1 protein-coding gene is annotated in these 24,018 nt (G+C 69.0%); it reads left to right on the forward strand.

What is annotated here, in order from left to right:
- The first annotated feature begins 372 nt into the window (after nt 1-372).
- Entirely contained in the window at nt 373-23,949 is a 23,577-nt protein-coding gene (locus WME79_RS39255) for a hypothetical protein (RefSeq protein WP_437525602.1), read from the forward strand.
- Nucleotides 23,950-24,018 lie beyond the last annotated feature (69 nt).

Here is a 24,018-nt window from a genome sequence, read left to right on the forward strand (position 1 = left end):
GATCCCGTCAGGCCTCGATCCGCTGCTTCCGATGGCGACCTCCCCAGGGGCTCCACCCAGCCTCAGACCACCACGCCCACAGTCAGGCCTCGATCCGCTGCTTCCGATGGCGACCTCCCCAGGGGCTCCACCCAGCCTCAGACCACCACGCCCACCGTCAGGCCTCGATCCGCTGCTTCCGATGGCGACCTCCCCAGGGGCTCCACCCAGCCTCAGACCACCACGCCCACCGTCAGGCCTCGATCCGCCGATGGCGGCCTCCCCAGGGGCTCCACCCAGCCGACCACCCCCTCATCTCAGGACGTCGGCAATGGTTCCCAAGGGAACACCAAGGCGACGGCGCCAGGAAGCACGGCTCCCAAGGGGGGCGAGGTGCCCAGAGGGACGCCCGCGAACGAGACCGTCGCAAAGGACAGCACGTCAGCTCAGACCTCTCCCAAGACGGGCGAGACCGGCGCCAAGAGCAGCGAGACCGGCGCCAAGAGCGGCGAGACCGGCGCCAAGAGCGGTGAGACCGGCGCCAAGAGCGGCGAGACCGGCGCCAAGAGCGGTGAGACCGGCGCCAAGAGCGGTGAGACCGGCGCCAAAAGCGGCGAGACCGGCGCCAAGAGCGGTGAGACCGGCGCCAAGAGCGGTGAGACCGGCGCCAAGAGCGGTGAGACCGGCGCCAAAAGCGGCGAGACCGGCGCCAAGAGCGGTGAGACCAGCGCCAAGAGCGGCGAGACCGGCGCCAAGAGCGGTGAGACCGGCGCCAAGAGCAGCGAGACCGGCGCCAAGAGCGGCGAGACCGGCGCCAAGAGCGGCGAGACCGGCGCCAAGAGCGGCGAGACCGGCGCCAAGAGCGGTGAGACCGGCGCCAAGAGCGGCGAGACCGGCGCCAAGAGCGGTGAGACCGGCGCCAAGAGCGGCGAGACCGGCGCCAAGAGCGGCGAGACCGGCGCCAAGAGCGGCGAGACCGGCGCCAAGAGCGGCGAGACCGGCGCCAAGAGCGGTGAGACCGGCGCCAAGAGCGGTGAGACCGGCGCCAAGAGCGGTGAGACCGGCGCCAAGAGCGGCGAGACCGGCGCCAAGAGCGGTGAGACCGGCGCCAAGAGCACCCCCGCCGCAAAACCCGCTTCCACCGCGGAGCCCACGCCCGCCAAACCCTCTACCTCGAAGTCACCGCCCGCGGAGCAGGGCTCCCGGCAGCCGGGGCCTGGACGCTCGGGACCGGGACGCTCGTCCACCACGGATGACCCAGCGCAGGACGGCAAGGTGACATGGATCGCGGACAAGGCCGTCAAGAAGTCCGACTGGAGGACGTCGACGGGTAGAGGCATCCGCAAGAAGGCGAAGCGAGGCATCCCGAGCATCGCCGACCAGCTGACCAGCGGCGGCTTCCCCACCCATCCCGCGCAGGCGAAGAAGCAGCTCGGGAAGCGCTTCCCCAAGGGACCGCTGTTCAACGAAGCGGAGTGGAGCGCCTTCGAGCAGCTCTCCTCGACCCCTCAGGGACAGCGCTGGCTCAACGCCTCCGGCATGCTCACGCTCGACCAGATCGAGCAATACCTTTCGAGCGACAACGCCGAGAAGTTCCGCGGCTTCCACCTGCTCCACAAGCCGAGCAAGGTCGTCCTCGCGAGCTACGTCTCGCGCCAGATGAACAGCGGCGATGACGGCAAGCGCTTCGAGGGCACGCCTCCGGCGGCGGTGGCCCTGTCCATGGAGGCGAGGCACACGACCGACCCGGCGAGGAGGGACGAGCTCAAGAAGCAGATCGATCAGGGCATCGCCAATGAATGGGCCAAGACGTTCGAGCATACCGAGCCCAACGACGACGCGATCGAGGCCATGGACCAGGGCGCCGTGCTGGCTCCGAGGACGCTCAAGGAGAGCTTGACGTTCGCAGAGACCAAGTCGCTCTCGACGGACGAGGCCCTCGACCGGTACCGGCAATCGATCGAGGTGCTCAAGAACACCTTCCACCTGCTCCAGGCCGGCGCCGAGATCTACGACGCCGGCTCGAAGAGCCATGTCCCGCTCCAGGGCGTGCCGGTCGCCAAGCTCCTGTCGCACGGCGGCCGCGTCAACATCCAGATCCCCAAGGGCAGCCCGCCCTACGCGCTGACAGAGTTCCTCGGCATCACCGACGAGAACGGCAACCTCAAGGCCGGCGTGTTCAAGCGCGACTTCGGGACGCACCACGTCTCGCTCAGCAAGGGCAAGTTCAAGGAGCAGGGCGGGCAGTACGCCGCGATCAGGTCCAAGCTGGACGACACAGAGCTCTACGGCATCAACCTCGCTATCGGCGGGCTCGGCCTCAAGGACTTCAACGGCGACGTGATCCTGCCCGACGGCGCCCACGGGCACGTGTTCATCGGCTACCGCCCGCCCAAGCCGGAGAGGCGGGGCGCGCTCCAGATCGGCATCGAGACCACCGGCCCAGGCGCGCCCAGCACCGTCGGCTACATCCACAACTGGCGCTCCACCGAGAAGACCGCCAACCCCATCTCCAGCGTCGGCGGTCTCAAGCAAGACAAGATCGGCGACGAGAAGGGCAAGAACGCCCGCACCGTCGACCTGCACAAGCTCGGGGACGATTGGAAAGGGTCCCTCGAGGAACGAGCGGACCAGTTCGCGCACGACGTGACGGAGAACCCGACAGAGGCGATCAAGAACCTCGTCGGCCCGCGCGAACTTCCGCCGCGGGACACCCCGGATACCGCGCTGCGCGCCTCCGACGAGTCGTCCGACGGGTCGCCCGATGAGTCGCCCGATGAATCGTCCGACGAATCGTCCGATGGGTCGGATCGTCCCGAGCGAGGTTCGCTGGGCGGCGATCGACGCGATCCGCCGGGTGACGCCGCGTCCGACCCGAAGCGAGGCGCCGAGGATCCCGGGCAGGGCGGCTCGAATCAGCGGCCGCAAGGGGTCGAGCAAGCCCCCAAGGGCAACGAGCCCCGCGAGATGCCCGGTGACGCGCCGGAGCAGATGACGGCCAAGACGCCAGAGGCCTCGAGTCCTGTTTCGGAAGCTGAAACGACGCAAAGCGCTCGAGGAAAGGCGCCGGAGAGCTCCGGCCCGCGCCTGCCGGAGACGACATCGCGACTGCCCACGCGCGACCCCGGGAGCCCGGCCACGCCCATCACCACCGGAACCAAGGCGCCGGCCGGGTTGCCCGCGGCCAGCGCACAGGGCTCCGCGGCAGCCTCCGCGACCCCGAGCCCGGGGACGCTGCCATCGCGCGATCACGGCAGCGTCGAGGAGGTCGACGCGGAGTTCTTCCGGGAGAATGCGCAGGACGCGGGCGACGGGGACCACAGCGATAGGAACTCGGACCACGACGACTCCGGGGACCAGGCTGACGACGACACCGAGAACGAAGGCGAAGACGACTCCGACGATGAAGGAAAAGGCAAAGACGCCTCCGACGACGAAGGCGAAGATGACGAAGACGACGACGCCTCAGACGACGAAGGCAAAGGCAAAGGCAAAGACGCCTCAGACGACGAAGGCAAAGACGACGCCTCAGACGACGAAGGCGAAGACGACGCCTCCGACGACGAAGGCAAAGGCAAAGACGCCTCAGACGACGAAGGCGAAGACGACGAAGACGACGACGAAGGCGAAGACGACGCCTCCGACGACGAAGGCGAAGACGCCTCCGACTACGAAGGAAAAGGCGAAGACGCCTCAGACGACGACGACGAAGGAAAAGGCGAAGACGCCTCAGACGACGAAGGCGAAGACGACGAAGACGAAGACGACGAAGACGACGAAGACGACGACGACGACGACGACGACGACGCCTCCGACGATGAAGGAAAAGGCGAAGACGCCTCCGACGATGAAGGAAAAGGCGAAGACGCCTCCGACGACGAAGGCGAAGACGCCTCCGACTACGAAGGAAAAGGCAAAGACGCCTCAGACGACGAAGGCGAAGACGACGACGAAGGCAAAGACGCCTCCGACGACGAAGACAACGACGACGCCTCCGACGATGAAGGAAAAGGCAAAGACGCCTCCGACGACGAAGGCGAAGGCGAAGGCGAAGGCGAAGACGAAGACGACTCCGACGACGAAGGCCAAGACGCCTCCGACGACGACGACGACGACGACGATGACGATGACGAAGGAAAAGGCGAAGACGCCTCAGACGACGAAGGAAAAGGCAAAGACGCCTCAGACGACGAAGGCGAAGAGGACGACGAAGGCAAAGACGCCTCCGACGACGACGACGCCTCCGACGATGAAGGAAAAGGCAAAGACGCCTCAGACGACGAAGGCGAAGACGACGACGACTCCGACGAGGAAGGCCAAGACGCCTCCGACGACGACGAAGACGACGACTCCGACGACGACGACGATGAAGGAAAAGGCAAAGACGCCTCCGACGACGAAGGAAAAGGCAAAGACGCCTCCGACGACGAAGGCGAAGACGACGAAGGCGAAGGCGAAGACGACGACGAAGACGACGACGACTCGGAAGACGACAACGGAGATCGCTTCGGGCCACCCCAACGGCCCCAGTCCGGTCGCGAGGTTCCGTCTCTAACGCCGCTGACGCCTGAAGGCGGACAGCACGCCCGCGCGCCTCGCGGCGAGTCCCCCGCGACGAGCACCAGAACCGGCGGGGACGGCAACTCGCCTCGAGTTCCACCCCAGGATAACCCGGCGGACATGCTGGCCGGGTACAACCCCGCTCTGGACAGCGGGGATGCGGCAGCCGACCCGCAAGCGCAGTTCGACGAGATCGAGGAAGAGCAGGAGCCGCCGTCGGAGCGAGCGCCGGATCCGGAGACATCCACACCCGTCGAGCAGGTGACCTGGATCGTCGACAAGGCCGTCAAGAACACCATCTGGCGGACCGACACGGGCTTCATGAGCCGTGACCAGGCCAAGCACGGTCTCTCTGCGATCCAGGGCCAGCTGAGCGCCGGCCGCTTCCCCCCCGATCCCGCGACGGCCAAGGAGCAGCTCGGAGGGCGCTTCCCCAGAGGACCGCTGCTCGGCGACGCCGAGTGGAGCGCCTTCCAGCAGCTCTCCTCGACACCGCAGGGGCAGAGCTGGCTCAACGCCTCGGGCATGCTCACCCACGACCAGGTCGAGAAGTACCTGTCGAGCGACCCGACCGACAACCCCGAGCGGTTCCGCGGCTTCCACAAGCTCCACAAGGCGAGCAAGGTCGTGCTCGCCAGCTACGTCTCGCGCCAGATGAACAGCGGCGAGGACGGTAGTCGCTTCGAGGGCACCCCACCGGCGGCGTTGGCCCTGTCCATGGAGGCCAGGCACACGACCGACCCGGCCAGGCGAGACGAGCTCAAGAGGCTCATCGACCAGGGCATCATCGACGAATGGTCGAAGACCCTCGAGCACACCGAGCCCAACGACGATGCGACCACGGCCATCAACCAGGGCGCCGTGCTGGCTCCGAAGACGCTCCTCAATACCCTGACCTTCACGAAGGGCAAGAAGCTCTCGAAGGACGAGGTCGTCAAGCGTCACGGGCAGTCGCTCGAGGTGCTCAAGAACATCTTCCACCTGCTCCAGGAAGGTGCCGAGATCTATGACGGCACCGCCAAGAGCCATGTCCCGCTACAGGACATCCCCGTCGCCAAGCTCCTGTCCCACGGCGGCCGCGTCAACGTCCAGATCCCCGCCGGCACCGCTCCGTACGCGCTCACAGAGCACCTCGGCATCACCGACGACAAGGGCAAGCCCAAGGCCGGCGTGTTCAAGCGCTTCGTCGGCACCCACCACGTCTCGCTCGGCGATGGCAAGTTCAAGGAGCAGGGCGGCCAGCTCGCCGCCCTCCGAACCAAGTTCGACGACACCGAGCTTTACGGCATCAACCTCGCCGTCGGCGGCCTCGGCCTCAAGGACTTCAACGGCGACGTCATCCTGCCCGACGGCGCCCACGGCCACATGTTCATCGGCTACCGCCCGCCCAAGCCGGGCAGGCCCGGCGCGCTCCAGATCGGCATGGAGACCACCGGCCCTGGGGCGCCCAGCACCGTCGCCTATCCCCACAACTGGCGCTCCACCGAGAAGACCGCCAACCCCATCTCCAGCGTCGGTGGCCTCAAGCAGGACAAGATCGGCGACGAGAGCACCAAGAACGCACGCACCGTCGACCTCGGCAAGCTCGGCAACGACTGGGCCAAGACCCTCAAGGACCGCGCCGACAGCTTCGAGCAAGAGCTGGCGGAGAGAGGCAAGGACGCGCTCCACGAGCTCCTCGGCCCCCGCACCCAGCCGCCTCAAGAGCTCCAGGACGACGGCGTGGGCCACTCGGGCGATACGCTCGCCGGAGCCCCCGCGCCGGGCGCGAGCCCCTCCCCCGCCCCGACCAACGCCGCAGCCACTGCCCAGGTCGAGCCGAGCGCCCAGAACCAGGGGAAGACGCTCGACGAGCTGCTCGACGAGCTCGACGAACAGAGCCGCGCATGGTCGCGCCCGCCCAGCGCGGAGAACAAGAAGGAAGCCCTGCAGCTCTTGACCGGGCTGCTCCAGCAGCAGAACGTGAATCCCTCGGTCATCGGCAGGCTGGGGGAGCTCATCAACAACCCCGCATCGCTCTCGCAATCTGCCTTCGCCAACTGCGGGCCCACCAGCGTCCTCTACACGACGCTGAAGAACGATCTCGCCACCACCTCCCACCTGGTCGCCGCGCTCTTCACGGGCAAGCTGCTCGGCCGCTTCGCGAGCACCCCCGGGGCAAAGACCTTCGCACAACAGGGCTCGGGCAAAGGGACGCTCAGCGACGACCTGGACCTCCTCCGGCGCGTGATGACCGGGGATGTCCCCCAGGCCCTCGGCCCGACGCCCACAAGGCCCCTCGTCAACGGCCTCAAAACCGCCAAGGCCAAGGGCGACAGCCTGAAGAAGGCCGAGGACCGAGAGGCGCTGGATCGCCGCCTCCTCGACTACCTGCTCACCCGCGGCCTCGTCGAGATGCTCGGACAGGACGCGCTCGCGAAGCTCGAGGAGCTCTCCGACGCCGCCAATCAGCCCGGTGCCTCCGCGGCGCAGGGCGACCTGCTGGCCTCGGCGAACTCGGTCGCCAGCATCTTCAGCTCGGCGCTCGGCGCGAACCCCACCGTCATGACCAGCAGCTCGCCTGGCGGTTACGATATCGCGCGCGTCAACGAGGCGCTCCAGCCCGGTCGCGCCGGCTTCGCCCTGGCCACCGTGATGGACGGGGAAGCGCTCTGGAACGAGGCCCAGAAGCACCCGCCCGACACCACGACGCCCCACGATCCTGCGAAGGCCGCGTTCCTGGAGCACTCCAAGGTGGAGAAGCCGCATCAGGTCGCGATCGACGGCCCGATCACCGAGCAGGGCGACTCCTTCATCGTGCCCCTCCAGTCCTGGGGGCGGGCCTTCTCCATCCGGGTGAAAAAGAGCGAGATGCCCGGGCTCTTCTCGGCCATCACCTACGGGGCCTACCCCCCGGCGCAAGGCTCGAGCCCGGGCGCATCCGCGCAGGAGCAGGCGCTCGCTTCGAGCCCATCCGAACAAGCGCAATCGCCCGCGTCGCACGCGCCAGGCGACGATCCAGCCGAGCTCCTCGCCGGAGTCCAGCTGAAGGACGCCGACATGGCCGCGGGGACGCCATCGCGAGAACAGGTCTCCTCCAGGACCGACAAGAAGCTCTTCTCGCCTGGCCGAGAGACGATCGAACTCCGCATCGATCCTCCCGCCTCCGGCCGCCCCGTGGAGGGCCTGACGCTGGAGGTCTACGATTCCAGCGGCGCTCTTGTATTCAGGAGCCCGGAGCCGATCGCTGCGAGGGACGGCATGCTCCCCGACACGCTCTCCTGGGATGGCGAGCAGAATCAAGGGCTCGCGCAGCCGCAGCTCTCCGCACCGGCACCGCCTCCCCCGCCACCGCCACCGCCACCGCCACCGCCGCCCGGGGGAAGCGCGCCGCCGCCTGCTCCCCCGGGAGCGCCCAGCTCCGTGGCGGCCAGCCCTCCGCCGCCGACGCCCCCAAAGACCTACGTGCGGCGCGACGGCGCTCCCTACACGCTCAAGGTCGTCGCTCACCTGGCCTCCGCGGACCCGGCTCAGCCTGGACCGACAGGCCAGATGGACGCCCAGGGCGGCGACGCGCTCGCCACAGCGCCGAGCTCGAGCGCAGAGCCCACAGACACCTCGCCGCCGACCGTCGAGGCCGCGACGGTCGGCGTCTATTACCCACCCTCCCTCGGGTATGAGGTCGAGTTCTCGGCCACGCTGCTGCTCGGCACAGCACGAAGTGAACAGCTGAGCGATCCGCCGCAGGGCTCCAGCTTCCACCTCGCGCAGACCGAGGAGACGATCGGGGGCTACCACCTCCTCTCGCTGACGCGTGACCAGTCGGTCGCCGAGATGGTCAGCGGCCCGGTGCCAGCGACGGACCACGCGACGCACAAGGGTCTCCTGCGCGCGATGCGCCACCTGATCGACACGTTCAAGGAGGTCAATAACGACCCGTCCGCGTTCGGCGTCAAACCGTACCGCTACAGCGACGGCAAGAGCGCCGTGCGGGACATCACGGTCGTCCCGCTCAACGAGGTGCTGGCCAACTACAACAGCCGGATCGACTCGGACGATAAGATCCCCCAGGAGGTCCGCCCGCGCCTGCAGCTCCAGCCGGTCACGGGGAGTGGAAATCAGTACTTCGTCGAAGTCGGCGGGAAGACGCCGAGCATCGCGAGCGTGCAAGTCAACTATGGCATGCTCACGCAGACGCTCGGCGGCGGCGAAGGCATCGCGGAGCTCAAGAAGCTGTTCGAGCCGATGGGTCTCAGGTTGTTCGAGCCCATCGTCGACAACATCACGAGCGCGCTCTCGACGCTGGATGACTTCCCCGCGGCGGCGGCCGCGGACCCGGAGGTGCGCGCCGCCCTGGTCATGGGCACGTGGGTCGCCGCCATCCAGCAGACGTTCCGGAACGCGCAGAGCTCCGACATCAAGAACAAGTATGGCCAGATGCCGAAGGCCGCGATCCGCGACGTGTTCAACGCCGCGACCAACGAGGCCGCGAAGGCCGAAGCCCTGCAGTGGCTCGGCGTCGAGGCCAATCTGGAGAAGCTCGCCGCGGCGCTCGTTGAGCATTCGCTCGACGGCCAACACAAGGACGCGGTGCGGGACGTCCTCAGGCGCTCATTCAAGGACAACGAGCGGCTCGGGCCCCATGAGGGGTCGCTGTACGCGGTGTTCGATCTCGGCGGTCAGCCCGCTCTCGTGATGGAGGCGCGCACGGGGAGCGCGCGGCTCGTTGAGACCGTCGAGCAGAACCTGAGAGCCTCGATGGACAGCGAGCCGTCGCTGAAACACATCTCCGATCTGGAGAGCGTGTACCTCACCCCGAGTACGCCCGCCACCGAATCGGCCGACGCAACCACGCCGTCAGGTCTACCGCCGGGCCAACTGGCGCCTCCACCGCCGCCTCCGCCGCCGCCTCCACCGCCGCCTCCGCCGCCGCCTCCACCGCCGCTCCCCGTGACGCAGGTGACGACCGCGCCGGAGGACATGCTGGCAGCGTACAACCCCGCCACGGACAGCGGCGATACCGCCGCCGACGCGCAGGCGAAGACGGACCCGATCGAGGAAGAGCCGGAGCCGCCGTCGGAGAGCGCGCCCGATCCCGCCGCGTCCACGCCCATCGAACAGGTCACCTGGATCGTCGACAAGGCCGTCAAGAAGACCCTCTGGCGCACCGACACCGGCTTCATGAGCCGTGAGGGGGCCAAGCGCGGTGTTCCCACGATCACGGGGCCGCTGACCAGCGGCGGCTTCCCGCGCGATCCTGCGAACGCCAAGGAACAGATCGGAGGGCGCTTCCCCAGGGGGCCGCTGCTCACCGACGCCGAGTGGAGCGCCTTCCAGCAGCTCTCCTCCACCCCCCAGGGACAGGCATGGCTCAACGCCTCTGGCATGCTCACGCACGCCGACGTCGAGAAGTACCTGTCGAACGATACAAACGATAACCCGGAGCGCTTCCGCGGCTTCCACCAGCTCCACAAGGCCAGCAAGGTCATCCTCGCTAGCTACGTCTCGCGCCAGATGAACAGCGGCGACGGCGAGCGCTTCGAGGGCACCCCGCCGGCAGCGCTGGCCCTGTCCATGGAGGCCAGGCACACGACCGATCCCGAGAGGAAAGCTGCGCTCCAGCAGCTCATCGATCAGGGCATCGTCGACGAGTGGTCCAGGACCCTCGAGCACACCGACCCCAACGACGACGCGGACACCGCCATCGCCCAGGGCGCCGTCCCGGACCCGAACAAGAAGCGCTTCCGGCCGCAAAAGACGCTCTCCAAGGAAGAGGTCGTCGGCAGGCACCGCCAGTCCCTCGAGGTCCTCAAGAACGTCTTCCACCTCCTCCAGGAAGGCGCCGAGATCTACGACGACAGCGCAAAGAGCCATGTCCCGCTCGAGGACGTGCCCGTCGCAAAGCTCCTTTCCCACGGCGGCCGCGTCAACGTCCAGATCCCCGCAGGCAGCGCTCCTTACGCCCTCACCGAGCTGCTCGGCATCACCGACAGCAACGGAAACCCCGCCAGGGGCGTGTTCAAGCGCGCCTTCGGCACCCACCACATCGCCCTCGGCGACGGCAAGTTCAAGGAGCAGGGCGGGCACTCCGCCGCCATCCTGGCCAAGCTCGACGACACGGAGCTCTACGGCATCAACCTCGCTGTCGGCGGCCTCGGCCTCAAGGACTTCAACGGCGACGTCATCCTGCCCGACGGCGCCCACGGCCACATGTTCATCGGCTACCGCCCGCCCAGGCCCGGCAGGCAGGGCGCACTCCAGATCGGCATCGAGACCACCGGGCCCAACGCACCCAGCACCGTCGGCTACGTCCACAACTGGCGCTCCACCGAGAAGACCGCAAACCCCATCTCCAGCGTCGGCGGACTCAAGCAGGACAAGATCGGCGACGAGAGCACCAAGAACGCCCGCACCGTCGATCTCGCCAAGCTCGGCAGCGACTGGGCCAACATTCTCAAGAACCGCGCAGACAGCTTCGAGCAGGACCTCGCAGACAAGGGCAAAGACGCCCTCAACGAGCTCGTCGGGCCCCGCAGCCAGCCGCCGCCGGCGGACGAGCCGGCAGGGTACAACCCCGCTTCGAACAGCGAAGATGGGACAGCCAACCCGCCGGCGCACCCCCCCAAGACCACGAGCAGCGCCCAGGTCCAACCGAGCGCACCGAATCAAGGCCAGTCGCTCGACGAGCGGCTCGCCTCGCTCGACGAGCAGAGCCGCGCGTGGTCCGGCCCGGCGAGCGACGGCGTCAGGCGACAGGCCGCGGACAGCCTGGCAGGCCTGCTCGAGTCGATGAACGTCGACCGCGCGATCGTCGACAGGATGCGCGAGCTCATCGAGGACCCCGCGTCGCTCTCGCAATCCTCCTTCAGCAACTGCGGCCTCCAGAGCGCCCTCTACACGACGCTGAAGGGCGATCTCGCCACCGCCTCGCACCTGGTCGTCGCGCTGTTCACCGGCCGGCTGCTCGGCCAGCTCGCGCAGTCGCCCATGGCCAGCGAGCTTGGCGCGCAGCAGGGCCCTGGCAAGGCGGCGCTCAGCGAGGACCTCGACATCCTCCGGCGCGTGATGACAGGAGAGATCCCGCGCGCCCTCGGCCCGGCTCCGACTCGTCCGCTCGTCAACGGGCTCAAGACGGCCGGGGCGAAGCGCAGCGGCCTGACGAACGCGAACGACCAGCAGCGGCTGGATCGCCTCCTGCTCGACCACCTGCTCGCCCGAGGCCTGGTCGAGCTCCTCGGAAAAGACGCCGTCGCGCAGCACGAGAAACGGACCGATGCCGCGAAGCAGCCCGGCGTCGTGGCGGCAGAGGGCGACGTCCTCCTCTCGGCGAACTCGATCGCAGACCTCATGAGGTCCGCGCTCGGGGCGGACGTCGAGGTCAGGAGCGGCGGCTCCTCGAAGGACGACGTCGCGCGCATCAACGAGGCGCTGAAGCGCACGGATCGAGCTGGGTTTGCCGTGGCGACGGTCTCCAATGGCAAGGCGCTCTGGGAAGCGGCGAAGAGGCACCGCGACGGCGCCAAGACACCTCGCGATCCCGCGAGCGTCGCGCCGCCCGGCAAAGGCGAAGCCAAGAGCTGGCACCACGCCGCGATCGACGGCGAGATCACCGCCGACGGCGACGCCTTCATCGTGCCCGTCCAGTCCTGGGGGCAGGCGTTCCCCATCCGGGTGCCGATGGCAGAGATGCCGAAGCTCTTCGAGGCGATCACCTACGGGAGCTACCCCCCGCCGCACGCGCCGGCCTCCACCCAGCCGCAGGCGCCGGCGCACCTCGCCCCGCGCGGACCGTCCGGGGCCGCGGCCGACCCACGCGACCAGCTCGCAGGAGCGCCCTCGAACCGCTCGCAGGAGATCGCGCCCCAGCCAGCCCAGCAGATCGGCGTGCAGACCTTCCGAGATGCCCGGGAGTGGCGCCGGTACGACGGGGAGGTCCGCAGCTGGGTTCGTGACACCTTCACGCTCTCTCCAGCCGACGCAGGCGCCCTGATTCGCACGGTCTCCCCGGAAGCCGCGCGCCTCATCCTCGCGCTGCACGATCACCCCCGGAGGGACCAGCTGACGTTACGCCCGATGGATCGCTTCCGGATGAGGGACGCGAGGTTCTTGCGAGCGAAGCTCCGAGAGCTCAACCAGCCCGCGGCGGCGCCCGCCGTGGCGCCCGCCGTGGCGCCCGCCGTCGGGGGTCACGCGCCGGCCCAGGCGCAGGTCAGACCCGCGCAGGACAGGCCCACCAGCCCTGGCCGGCCCTCTGCAGCGCCGGGTAGAATCGATCCCGCGACGGTCGAGCTCACGCCGTCAGGGCTGTACGACGCCCTCCTGGAGCGCGTCCCGAACGAGCGGCTGGACGAGGTGGCGGGCCTCATCGTCGAGGCCATCGACACAGAGCTCCTTCCGCAGCTCCTGGAGATGCTGCCCATCGCGTTCCCGGCCGCCGCGCGGCTGGCCGAGGAGATCGTCGAGAAGTGGCTGGCCTTCAACCCCAGCTTGCTCGACCTGTCCGCCGACGATCTGGAGGAGCACCTCGCAGCGCACACCGCGTTCGTGCTGGGCACGCTCAAGCGGGATCAGGGCCGCTCGACGATCGGCCGAGAGGTCGACTCCGAGGAGAGCGCCAGCTCCTCTGAGGAGAGCGACAGCTCCTCCGAGGAGGGCGACAGCTCCTCCGAGGAGGGCGAGCCGCCGCATCGCGAGCAGACACCCACTCCCCAGGAGGTGCTCGAGAGCAGCGCGCCAAAGACATCATCGGGCACGCGCAGCAGGGCCGGCACGCCCGGAGATGCGACGCCACCCGTGATGGACGATTTCTTCAGCGCCTTCGGCGACGAGCTGCCGGAGGTGGGCCCTACCCAGGTGGAGACCAAGCCCAAGCTCGAGCGGCGCGAGCCCGCCACCGACGCCGAAAGGGCCATCCCCGGCTGGATCTGGGAGGTGCCGCACTACAGCGACCTGCAAGCCGCGCTGCTCGATAACATCGACGAGGACGCGGTGCAGGACGCGCTCACCACGCTCCTGCCCCACGGGCACAATCGCGCGGAGTCGCTCGCGCGGTTCCTGCTCAGCGGACTCAACGGCACCCGCACGGGCGAGGACCTGGCGCAGGCGTTCCGCAGCGTGCTCGACTCGTACAAGGACGGCGAGAGGCGCAAGATCGCCTTCGACGTCGCCGAGGCGCTGGGAGTCCTCGACTCGCTCGAGGCGATGCCAGGTATCGATCTCGCTGCCCTGCGCGACCCGCCGCCGCCCACGTCACGCCGCGAAGAGCCGCCTCGCTCGGTCGCCAAGAGGGGCCGTGAGGGGCGCTGGGTCACCCGCGGCGAGCTCGAGATCATCAACCGCACCATCGGCGAGCGCGCGTTCGCCGGCATGCTCGCGCGCGCCATGGACAAGGGCAAGCTCGCCGACACCCGCGCGATCATCGAGCACCTGCTCCGCCACGCCGAGCGCATGGCCGATCCGTCGCTGTCGCCGCCGCTCACATCGACCTCGCTGGTTGTCGACTCCAACCTGGTCGGCGCCCTGCTCACGCCGCGCGACGACCTGTCGCCCGCCTGGCGTCACATCCGCGATCAGCTGGAGACGTTGATTGGCGAGCACGGCATCACGGATCTGCGCCTCACCAACATCAACGCCGGAGAGCTCTACCAGCACGGCGACATCATCGGTCGTACGTTCACCACGTCCGATGGCCGAGAGATCCCCTGGCGCGGCGTCCAGGTCGACGGCGACCGGCGCGGCGGCATGGCCGATTACAATCAGGGGTTCGATGAGCTCACGGACCGCTCGGTCGGCGAGAGGAAGGGCAGCGCCGACCGCAGCATGATCGCCGACACCTTCTTCTCGACGCGCGCCCGTGAGCGCAGCGCGCCCGCGGTGCCTCATTTCGCCACCAGCGATCACGGCATCTTGACGCCGCTCCTCGGCTTCGCCGGCATCGACGCGGCGATGCGCGGCGAGACGGCGTTCAAGGACTTCGTCAGGGAGAACACCGACGAGGGAACTCCGTATTTCCGCCCGCAGCTCGTGGACCGCGAGCTCAAGGCCCATGCGATCCTCAACCTGGAGACGCCAGCGCGCGCAGAGGCCGAGGACGCCGCGCACGTCGAGAGCCCGGCCACCGGCGCTTCGCTCCTCGACACCCCGGTCGGCACCACCCATCGGGTCAGCGACCTGTTCGATCTCATCCGCAGCTCCGGCTACGACGTCTACATCGTCGGAGGCGCGGTGCGCGACGCCCTTGGCGGCAATCCGCCCAAGGACGTCGATCTCAAGACCAACATGCCCATGTCGAAGCTCGAGGCCCTGCTCAGCGACGACCCCGCGTTCAAGTCCCTCTCCATTACTACGGTCCCCCAGCTGCGCCTGATCACGCTGGGCAACGGCGACGACGCCGTGGACATCACCACCGCCGACGACACCAGCGTGCAGGGTCCGCTCGACGTCATGGCCGACGCGCAGAAGCGCGACTTCCGCATGAACGCCCTCTACCTCAACGAGTATGGCCAGGTGGAGGATCCGCTCAACGGCATCGAGGATCAGCTCCTCGGAAGGCTGCGCTTCGTCGCCGACCCCGGCCCCACGGCGCCGGTGGAGGAGCGCCAGAGGGCGGTCGTCGAGCACCTGCTCAACGCGCCGTGGAACTTCGGCCGCGCGCTCAAGTTCCACCAGCGCGGCTACAAGCTGGAGCCCGAGATCCTTCACGCCATGCGCGACAACGCCGAGAGCATCCTCTCGGCCATGAAGGAGCGCGAGGCGCCCCTGCTCGCCAAGGCGCTGCTCCTGCGCTCCACACGCGCGAAGTCGCCGGACGCGCTGATCGAGCTCATGGAGGATCTCCGCTTCTCTCCCGATGCGATCCGCGAGCTCATCCCCGACGAGATCGCCGGCCGCTTCGACGACGAGAGCCTCGCGTACGAGCGCGACATCCTGCCGCGCTGGCGCGAGACCCCTGACGACGACGCCGCGGGGTATCCGCTGGCCGCGCCAGAGATGAAGATCGACGTCGCGACCGGGCGTATCTATCAGTACCGCTTCCACGCCAAGACGCCGCCGCTGCGGGAAGGCCAGGAGGGCGAGCACGTCATCATCGACGTGGACCTGAGCGACCACAACCAGCCAGGCCACAACGCGCCGCACTACCACGTCTACCGCTGGCGCAGCCGCGACGGCCTGTCCAAGTGGGACAAGAAGAAGAACGGCTTCTCCGACACCGGCCAGCCGGGCATGCCGCTGATCGACCGCGGGGTTTACCTCGGCCCGCAGCCGTGGCGGTTCGAGGAGGGGCTCGACAGCACGAGCAGCGACTTCCTCGACGTCGTCGAGGGGCGCATGAACGACGCAGGTATCGCGCTCACGAGGACCCCCGACCAGCTCGACCTGGGGGGCCAGGTCAAGCTGCACCCCAGGCGGCTCGGAGAGCTCCATGATCGCGGGCAGCTCGGCAAGCTGCTCACGCTCGTCAAGAACCTCAACGACGGCATCCCATGGTCCTCCAGGGACCAGGCCACCCTGGACCTGTCCGGGTCCCACCGCGGCCAGGAGCGGCTGCGCTTCAAGCCGCAGCTCGATCAGGTCGTGCCCTTCCTCCGCGACAGCGGCATCGACGACCCCGCGTCCATCCCGATCTTCGCCGAAGAGGGCCAGATGCGGCACGACGCGCTGCTCCGGCTCTACGACCTGGTGAGCGCCGACGTGCGCCATGACCTGCGCCGCCCGGCGGCCGCCTTCGCGCTCGAGGACGCTGAGAGCTTCAACGAGTTCGTCGAGCGCTTCGAGTTCTATGTCACCTCGATGCAGGACACCCTCGACGCCGTCGACATCGAGGAGCGCTGGCAAGAGCAGCTGCAGGCGGCAGAGGACGCAGACGCCGTGGGCGACGTCACGCTCGGCGAGGGCCGCGATCTGCGGGAGAAGCTCGCGAACGTGGCCGACGATCTGAGCTTCGAGTCGGAGAGCACCGCCGCCTACCACGCGGCCAAGCACGGCGCTGACTTCCTGACGCCAGAGGAGCTGGCGAGCCTGTCGCCGGCGGAGCGCGTTGAACGCTACCTCGAGGCCGCGCGCGAGGCCGTCCGCGCGGCGAGCGTCATCGAGGCGAGGATCGATGATACCGGCGCGACCAACGTCGTGCTCTGGAGCGGCGCGACCAAGGTCATCGTGCGGGTCGCAGACGACGGCACAGCGCACCTCCTCACCAGCTACGCGCACACCGGCCGCGCCGGGAATCGCGCGGCGCCCGCGCCAGCGCGCGCGACATCCGTGGACGCCGCGTCCGAGCTGGGCGCCTATCGTCCCGACTACGACGCCGGCATCGACGAAGGGGGGACGGCGAGCAGCCAGCCCGTCGAGCCGCGCGCGGCGCCGTCCACCGCGCCCACCGGAGCCCCCGGCGAGGCCGCGCGGAGCCCAGGAGCGCAGGGGAGCACGCTGGACGAGCGGATCGACGCGCTCGACGAGCAGAGCCGCGCGTGGTCCGACCCGGCGAACGGAGAGCACAGGAAGCAGGCCGCCGACAGCCTGGCAGGCCTGCTCGAGTCGATGAACGTCGACAGCGCGATCGTCGACAGGATGCGCGAGCTCATCGAGGACCCCGCGTCGCTCTCGCAGTCCACCTTCAGCAACTGCGGCCTCCAGAGCGCCCTCTACACGGTGCTGAAGGGCGATCTCGCCACCACCTCACACCTGGTCGTCGCGCTGTTCACCGGCCGGCTGCTCGGCCGGCTCGCGCGGGCGCCCGGGGCCAGTGAGCTCGGCGCGCAGCAGGGCCCCGGCAAGGCGACGCTCAGCGAGGATCTCGACCTCGTCCGGCGCGCGATGACCGGAGAGATACAGTCCTCCAGCGGCCCGGCTCCGACACGGCCGCTCGTCAACGGGCTCAAGAGGGCCGGGGCGAGGCGCAGCGGCCTGACGCAAGCGCAGGAGCGGCAGCAGCTGGATCGCCACCTGCTCGACCACCTGCTCGCCCGAGGCCTCCTCGAGCTGCTCGGAAAGAGCGCCGTCGCGCAGCACGAGGAACGGACCGATGCCGCGAAGCAGCCCGGCGTCGTGGCGGCGGAAGGCGACGTGCTCCTCTCGGCGAACTCGATCGCGACGCTCGTGAGCTCCGCGCTGGGGGCGGACGTCGAGGTCAAGAGCGGCGGCCTCTCGGAGGGCGACATCGCGCGCGTCAACGAGACGCTGCAGCGCACGGATCGAGCTGGGTTTGCCATCGTGACCGTCTCGAACGGCGCTGCGCTGTCGAAGGCGGCGGAGACATACCGCGACGGCGCCACGACGCCTCGCGATCCCGCGACCATCGCGCCGCTCGGCGAGGGCGAAGCCGAGAGCCGGCACCACCTCGCGATCAACGGCGAGATCACCGCCGACGGCGACGCCTTCATCGTGCCTGTCCAGTCCTGGGGGCAGGCGTTCCCCATCCGGGTGCTGAAGGCAGAGATGCCGAAGGTCTTCGAGGTGATCACCCACGGGACCTACCCCCCGCCGCACGCGCCGGCCAACGGCACCTCCACCCAGCAGCGCGCTCCGGCGCGCCTCGGAGCGGGCGAGCCGTCCGGCGCCACGCAGGACCCCATGGACCCGAGCAACCAGCTCGCGGGAACGCTCACGAACGGCTCGGGGGGGATCGCGCCCCAGCCACCCCAGCAGATCGGCGTGCACACCTTCGGAAGCCCCGCAGAGTGGCGCCGATACGACACGAAGGTCCGCAGCTGGGTCCGTAGCACCTTCGGGCTCTCTCCAGCGGAAGCAAGCGTTCTGATTCGCGAGGTCCCCCCGGAGGCCGCGCGCCTCATGCTCGCGCTGTACGACCACCCCCAGAGGAACCAGCTGACGTTCCGACGGATGGATCGCTTCCGGATGAGGCAGGAGACGTTCTTGCGAGAACAGCTCCAGGAGCTCGAACGGTCCGCGGCGGCGCCCCCCGGTGGGGGGAACGCGTCGACCCAGGCGCCGGGCAGCTCCGCGCAGGACCAGCCCACCAGCCCTGGCCAGCCCTCCGCGGCGCCGGGGACGCTCGATGCCGGAACGGTCGATCTCACCCCCTCCGGGCTGTACGAGGCCCTCCTGGAGCGCGTCCCGTCGCAGCGCCTGATCGAGGTCGCGAGCCTCGCCGTCAATACCATCGACGCGGAGCTCCTCCCGCAGATCCTGGACATGCTGCCCATCGCGCTGCCGGCGGCCGCGCGGCTGGCCGAGGAGATCGTCGAGAAGTGGCTGGCGTTCAACCCAAGCCTGCTCCATCTGCCCATCGCCGAGCTCCAGGAGCACCTCGCAGCGCACACCGCGCTCGTCCTGGACACGCTCAAGCGGGATCAGGGCCGCTCGACGATCGGCCGAGAGGTCGACTCCGAGGAGAGCGACAGCTCCTCCGAACACGGTGACGGCTCCTCCGAGAAGAACGGCGACGGCTCCTCCGAACACGGTGACGGCTCCTCCGAACACGGTGACGGCTCCTCCGAACACGGTGACGGCTCCTCCGAGAAGAACGGCGACCCGCGCACGGTCGGAGATGCGACTCCACCGGTGATGGACGATTTCTTCAGCGCTTTCGGCGACGAGCTGCCGGAGATGGGCCCTACCCAGGTGGAGACCAAGCCCAAGCTCGCGCGGCGCGAGCCCACCACCGACGCTGAAAGGGCCATCCCCGGCTGGATCTGGGACGTGCCGCATTACAGCGACCTGCAAACGTCGCTGCTCAATCACATCGACGACGCCGCGGTGAAGGCCGCGCTCACCACGCTCCTGCCCCATGGGCACAATCGTGCGGAGGCGCTCGCGAGGTTCCTGCTCAGCGGAATCAACGGCACCCGCACGGGCGAGGACCTGGCGCAGGCGTTCCGCAACGTGCTCGATTCGTACAAGGACGGCGAGAGGCGCAGGATCGCCTTCGACTTCGCCGAGGCGCTGGGCGCCATCGGCTCGCTCGCGACGACGCCGGGCATCGATCTCGCCACTCTGCGCGACCCGCCCCCGCCCACGTCGCGACGCGAGGAGTCGCCTCGCTCGATCGCCAAGAAGGGCCGTGAGGGGCGCTGGGTCACCCGCGGCGAGCTCGACATCATCAATCGCACCATCGGCGAGCGCGCGTTCGCCGGCATGCTCGCGCGCGCCATGGAGAAGGGCAAGATCCGCGATATCCGCCCGACCATCGAGCAGCTCGTCCGCCACGCCGAGCGCATGGCCGATCCGTCGCTGTCGCCACCGCTCACCTCCACCTCGCTGGTGCTCGACACCAACCTGGTCGGCGTGCTCTTGAAGTCGCGCGATGAGCTGTCGCCCGCCTGGCGCCACATCCGCGATCAGCTGGACAGCCTCATCCGCGACCAGCGCATCACGGACCTGCGCCTCACCAACGTCAACGTCGGAGAGCTGTTCGAGCACGGCGACATCGTCGGGCGCACGTTCACCACCTCCGATGGTCGAGAGATCCCCTGGCGCGGCGTCCGGCTCGACCGCCAGCGGCGCGACGCCATGGCGGATTACAACCGGGGATTCAATGAGCTCACGAGCGGCTCGGTCGGCGAGAAGAAGGGCAGCGCCGACCGCAGCATGATCGCCGACGCCTTCTTCTCCGACCGCGCCAGCGAGGATGGCGCGCCCGCGGTGCCTCATTTCGCCACCAGCGACGGCGGCATCCTGAGGCCGCTCTTGAGGTTCGCCGGCATCGACCCGGATAGGCGCGGCGAGACGGCGTTCTTGGACTTCGTCAGACGCAACACCGATGGGGTTAACACCTATTTCCGCCCTCGGCTCGTGGGCCGCGAGCTCACGGCCCATGCGATCCTCAACCAGGAGGCGCCGGCGCGTGCCGAGGGCGCCCAGAGCCCGCCGGTCGGCGCTTCCCTCCTCGACACCCCCGTCGGGACCACCCACCGGGTCCACGACATGATCGCGCTCATCCGCAGCTCCGGCTATGACGTCTACATCGTCGGCGGCGCGGTGCGCGACGTCCTCGCCGGCAATGAGCCCAGGGACGTCGATCTCAAGACGAACATGCCCATGTCGCGGCTCGAGGCCGCGCTGAGCGACGACCCCTTGTTCAGATCCATCCCCATCAAGACCGTCGCCGAACGGCGCCTGATCACGCTGGGCGACGGCGACGACGCCGTGGACATCACCACCGCGGACGACACAAGCGTGCAGGGCCCGCTCGACGTCGTGGCCGACGCGCAGAAGCGCGACTTCCGCATGAACGCGCTTTACGTCGACGAGCACGGCCACGTGGAGGATCCGCTCAACGGCATCGAGGACGTGCTCCTCGGCAGGCTGCGCTTCGTCGCCGACCCCGGCCCCCCCGCGCCCGTCGAGGAGCGCCAGAGGGCGGTCATCGAGCACCTGCGCGGCGCGCCGTGGAACCTCGGCCGCGCGCTCAAATTCCACCAGCGCGGCTACAGGCTGGAGCCCGAGATCCTTCACACCCTGCGCGACAACGCCGAGAGCATCCTCGAGTCAATGAAGGAGCTCGAGAGGCCGCTGTTCGCCAAATCGCAGCTCCTGCACTCCACGCGCGTGAAGTCGCCGGACGCGCTGATCGAGCTCATGGAGGATCTCCGCTTCTCTCCCAAGGCGATCCGCGAGCTCATCCCCGACGAGATCGCCGGCCGCTTCGACGACGAGAGCCTCGCGTACGAGCGCGACCTCCTGCCGCGCTGGCGCGACACCCCCAAAGACGACGCCGAGGGGTATCCGTTCGGCGCGCCGGAGATGAAGGTCGATCTCGCGACCGGGCGGATCTACCAATACCGCATCCACGCCAAGGTGCCGCCGCAGCAGGAAGGGCAGGAGGCGGAGCACGTCATCATCGACGTGGACATGAGCGATCACAACCAGCCAGGCCACAACGCGCCGCACTACCACGTCTACCGCTGGCGCAGCCGCGACGGCCAGTCCAGGTGGGACAAGAAGAAGAACGGCTTCTCCGATACCGGCCAGCCGGGCGTGCCGCTGATCGACGGCGGCTTCTACCTCGGCCCGCAGCCGTGGCGGTTCGAGGAGGGGCTCGACAGCGCGAGCAGCGACTTCCTCGACATCGCCGAGGAGCGCATCAACGAGGCAGGTATCGAGCTGACGAACACGGGCGGCCAGCTCGACCTGGGCGGGCAAGTCAGGCTGCACCCGGAGCGGCTGCGAGAGCTCCATGACCGCGGGCGGTTCGGCAAGCTGCTCATGCTCATCAAGAACCTCAACGACGGGATCCCATGGTCCTCCAGGGACCAGGCCACCCTGGACCTGTCCGGGTCCCACCGCGGCCAGGAGCGGCTGCGCTTCAGGCCGCAGCTCGATCAGGTCGTGCCCTTCCTCCGCGACAGCGGCATCGACGACCCCACGTCGCTCCCGATCTTCGCCGAAGAGGGCCAGATGCGGCACGACGCGCTGCTCCGGCTCTACGACCTGGTGGGCGCCGACGTGCGCCAGGATCTGCGCCGCCCGGCGGCCGCGTTCGCGCTGGAGGGAGCCGCGAACTTCGACCAGTTCGTCGAGCGCTTCGAGTTCTTCATCGCCTCGATGCAGGACAACATGAACGGCGCAGACATCGAGGGTCGCTGGCAAGCGCAGCTGGAGGCGGCGCGGGAGGCCGGCGCCGTGGGCGACGTCACGCTCGGCCAGGACGGCGAGCTGAAGCAGAGGCTCGCGGACGCGGCCGACAGGCTGAGCTTCGAGTCGGAGAGCACCGCCGCCTACCACGCCGCCAAGCACGGCGCCGACTTCCTGACGCCGGAGGAGCTGGCGACGGGCATGTCGCCGACAGAGGGCATGCGACGTTACCTCGCGACCGCGCGCGACGCCGTCCGCAATGCCGGGCTCATCGAGGCAAGGACCGACGAGACCGGCGCGACCAACGTCGTTCTCTGGAGCGGCGCGACCAAGGTCGTCGCGCGCGTGAAGCCCGACGGCACGGCGCACCTCCTTACCAGCTACGTCCACGCCGGCCGCAAGGCCACGCCCGAAGCAGCGTTCACCCGCTCGACAGGAGACGGGTCGACCTCCGGGACCCCGCCGACTCCACAGGTGACCAACACGGGCGTCGAGAACATCGGCAACAGCTGCTTCCTGTCCGCCGGCCTCACGATGCTCGCGCACACCGATGCCTACTACGATCTGTTCGCGCCGCGCGTAGGCGACAACCCTGGCACCAACGACGCCCGGCTCCGCGCCGCGGTGCACGCGGTCCTCACCCAGATCCGGGCCGGCACGCTCGTCGGGAGGGACACGATGGAGCGCCTCGATACGCTCCTGACGAACACCAGAGTGCGCAACACCGACACCAGGGTGCTCGACAGAACGTCCGCCACGACGCAACAGGATCCCAGCGAGGTCCTTTTCCGACGCCTCTTTGATGCAGCGAACCTCGATATCGCCGGCGTGACCCTGACGCAGACGAATCGAACCGATTGGGCCGGGGTGGCGCTCAACGAGCATCATGGCACGCTGGACAATCCCACCTCGCTCGACGACAACCCCGTATGGAACCGACAGGCGTCCGACGTCGTGCTCAGCCCGTCGATCCACGGCAGCCGCACGCTGCAGCAGGCGCTCAATGCCCATTTCAGCGCGAGCACCGTCGAGGCGACCGCCATGCGCGGGGGTCGAGCGGTGCGCGGCACTCCATCGACGCAGATCCTCGTCGCCCCGGTCAACAACACGCCTCGGGCGATCACGATTGCTCTGCAACGCTGGAACGCGGGGAACAGGGACGGCAGAGCGATCGACGTCCCCGATTGGCTGAGGGTCAACGGCCGCTGGTACCGCCTGAACGTGGTCGTCCATCACCACGGGGCGACGACGACGGCGGGTCATTACACCGCGAGCACGCGCAACGCAGCGTCGGGGCAGTGGCAGCACCGCGACGATCGCAGCGTCTCCAACGCTGACCCGCAAGCCGCCGAGCGCAGGAGCGGCGGCTACCTGTTCACCTTCGAGCGCGTCGACAACCCAGCCGACTGGCCGGATGCAACGGCCTCGGCTGCGGCCGCGCGGATCGGCGCGGCGCCGGCGCCTCCCCCGCGCGCCCCGTCCGGCTCCGCCGTGGCCAGGGGTGATGCCGAGTCCGACAGCGAGGATGAGGACGAGGACGACGACGACGAGTCCGACAGCGAGGATGACGATCCGGCCAACAGGCTCGGCGCGTACCGCCCCGTAGATGGCGCCTCCGACGGGACACAGCGCTCGCGAGCCCCGCAAGCGACCGGCGCGCCGCCCGCTCTCGACGCCGTGCCCATCCCCGCGCCGATCGACGCCCTGGTGAAGACGCTCGTCACGAAGAGCGTCGCGTGGTCCTCTCCGCGCACGCAGGCGGACAAACAGGAGGCCATCGCGCTCGTGACCGAGCTCCTGCAACAGCTCGGCATGGACGCCCGGGTCGTCGACAGGGCGGGCGAACAGGACAAGGACACGCCGGACTCCGAGCACTCCGCCTGCACGTGCGTCCGTTAGGCCAGCGCCCGCGCCAGCCTCCCTCCGCGGGCGCGCTCCGCCTGCCTCCTCGCCACGGTGCGGCTCGGC

The sequence above is a fragment of the Sorangium sp. So ce726 genome (genome assembly GCF_051521405.1).
Taxonomy (GTDB): Bacteria; Myxococcota_A; Polyangia; order Polyangiales; family Polyangiaceae; genus Sorangium.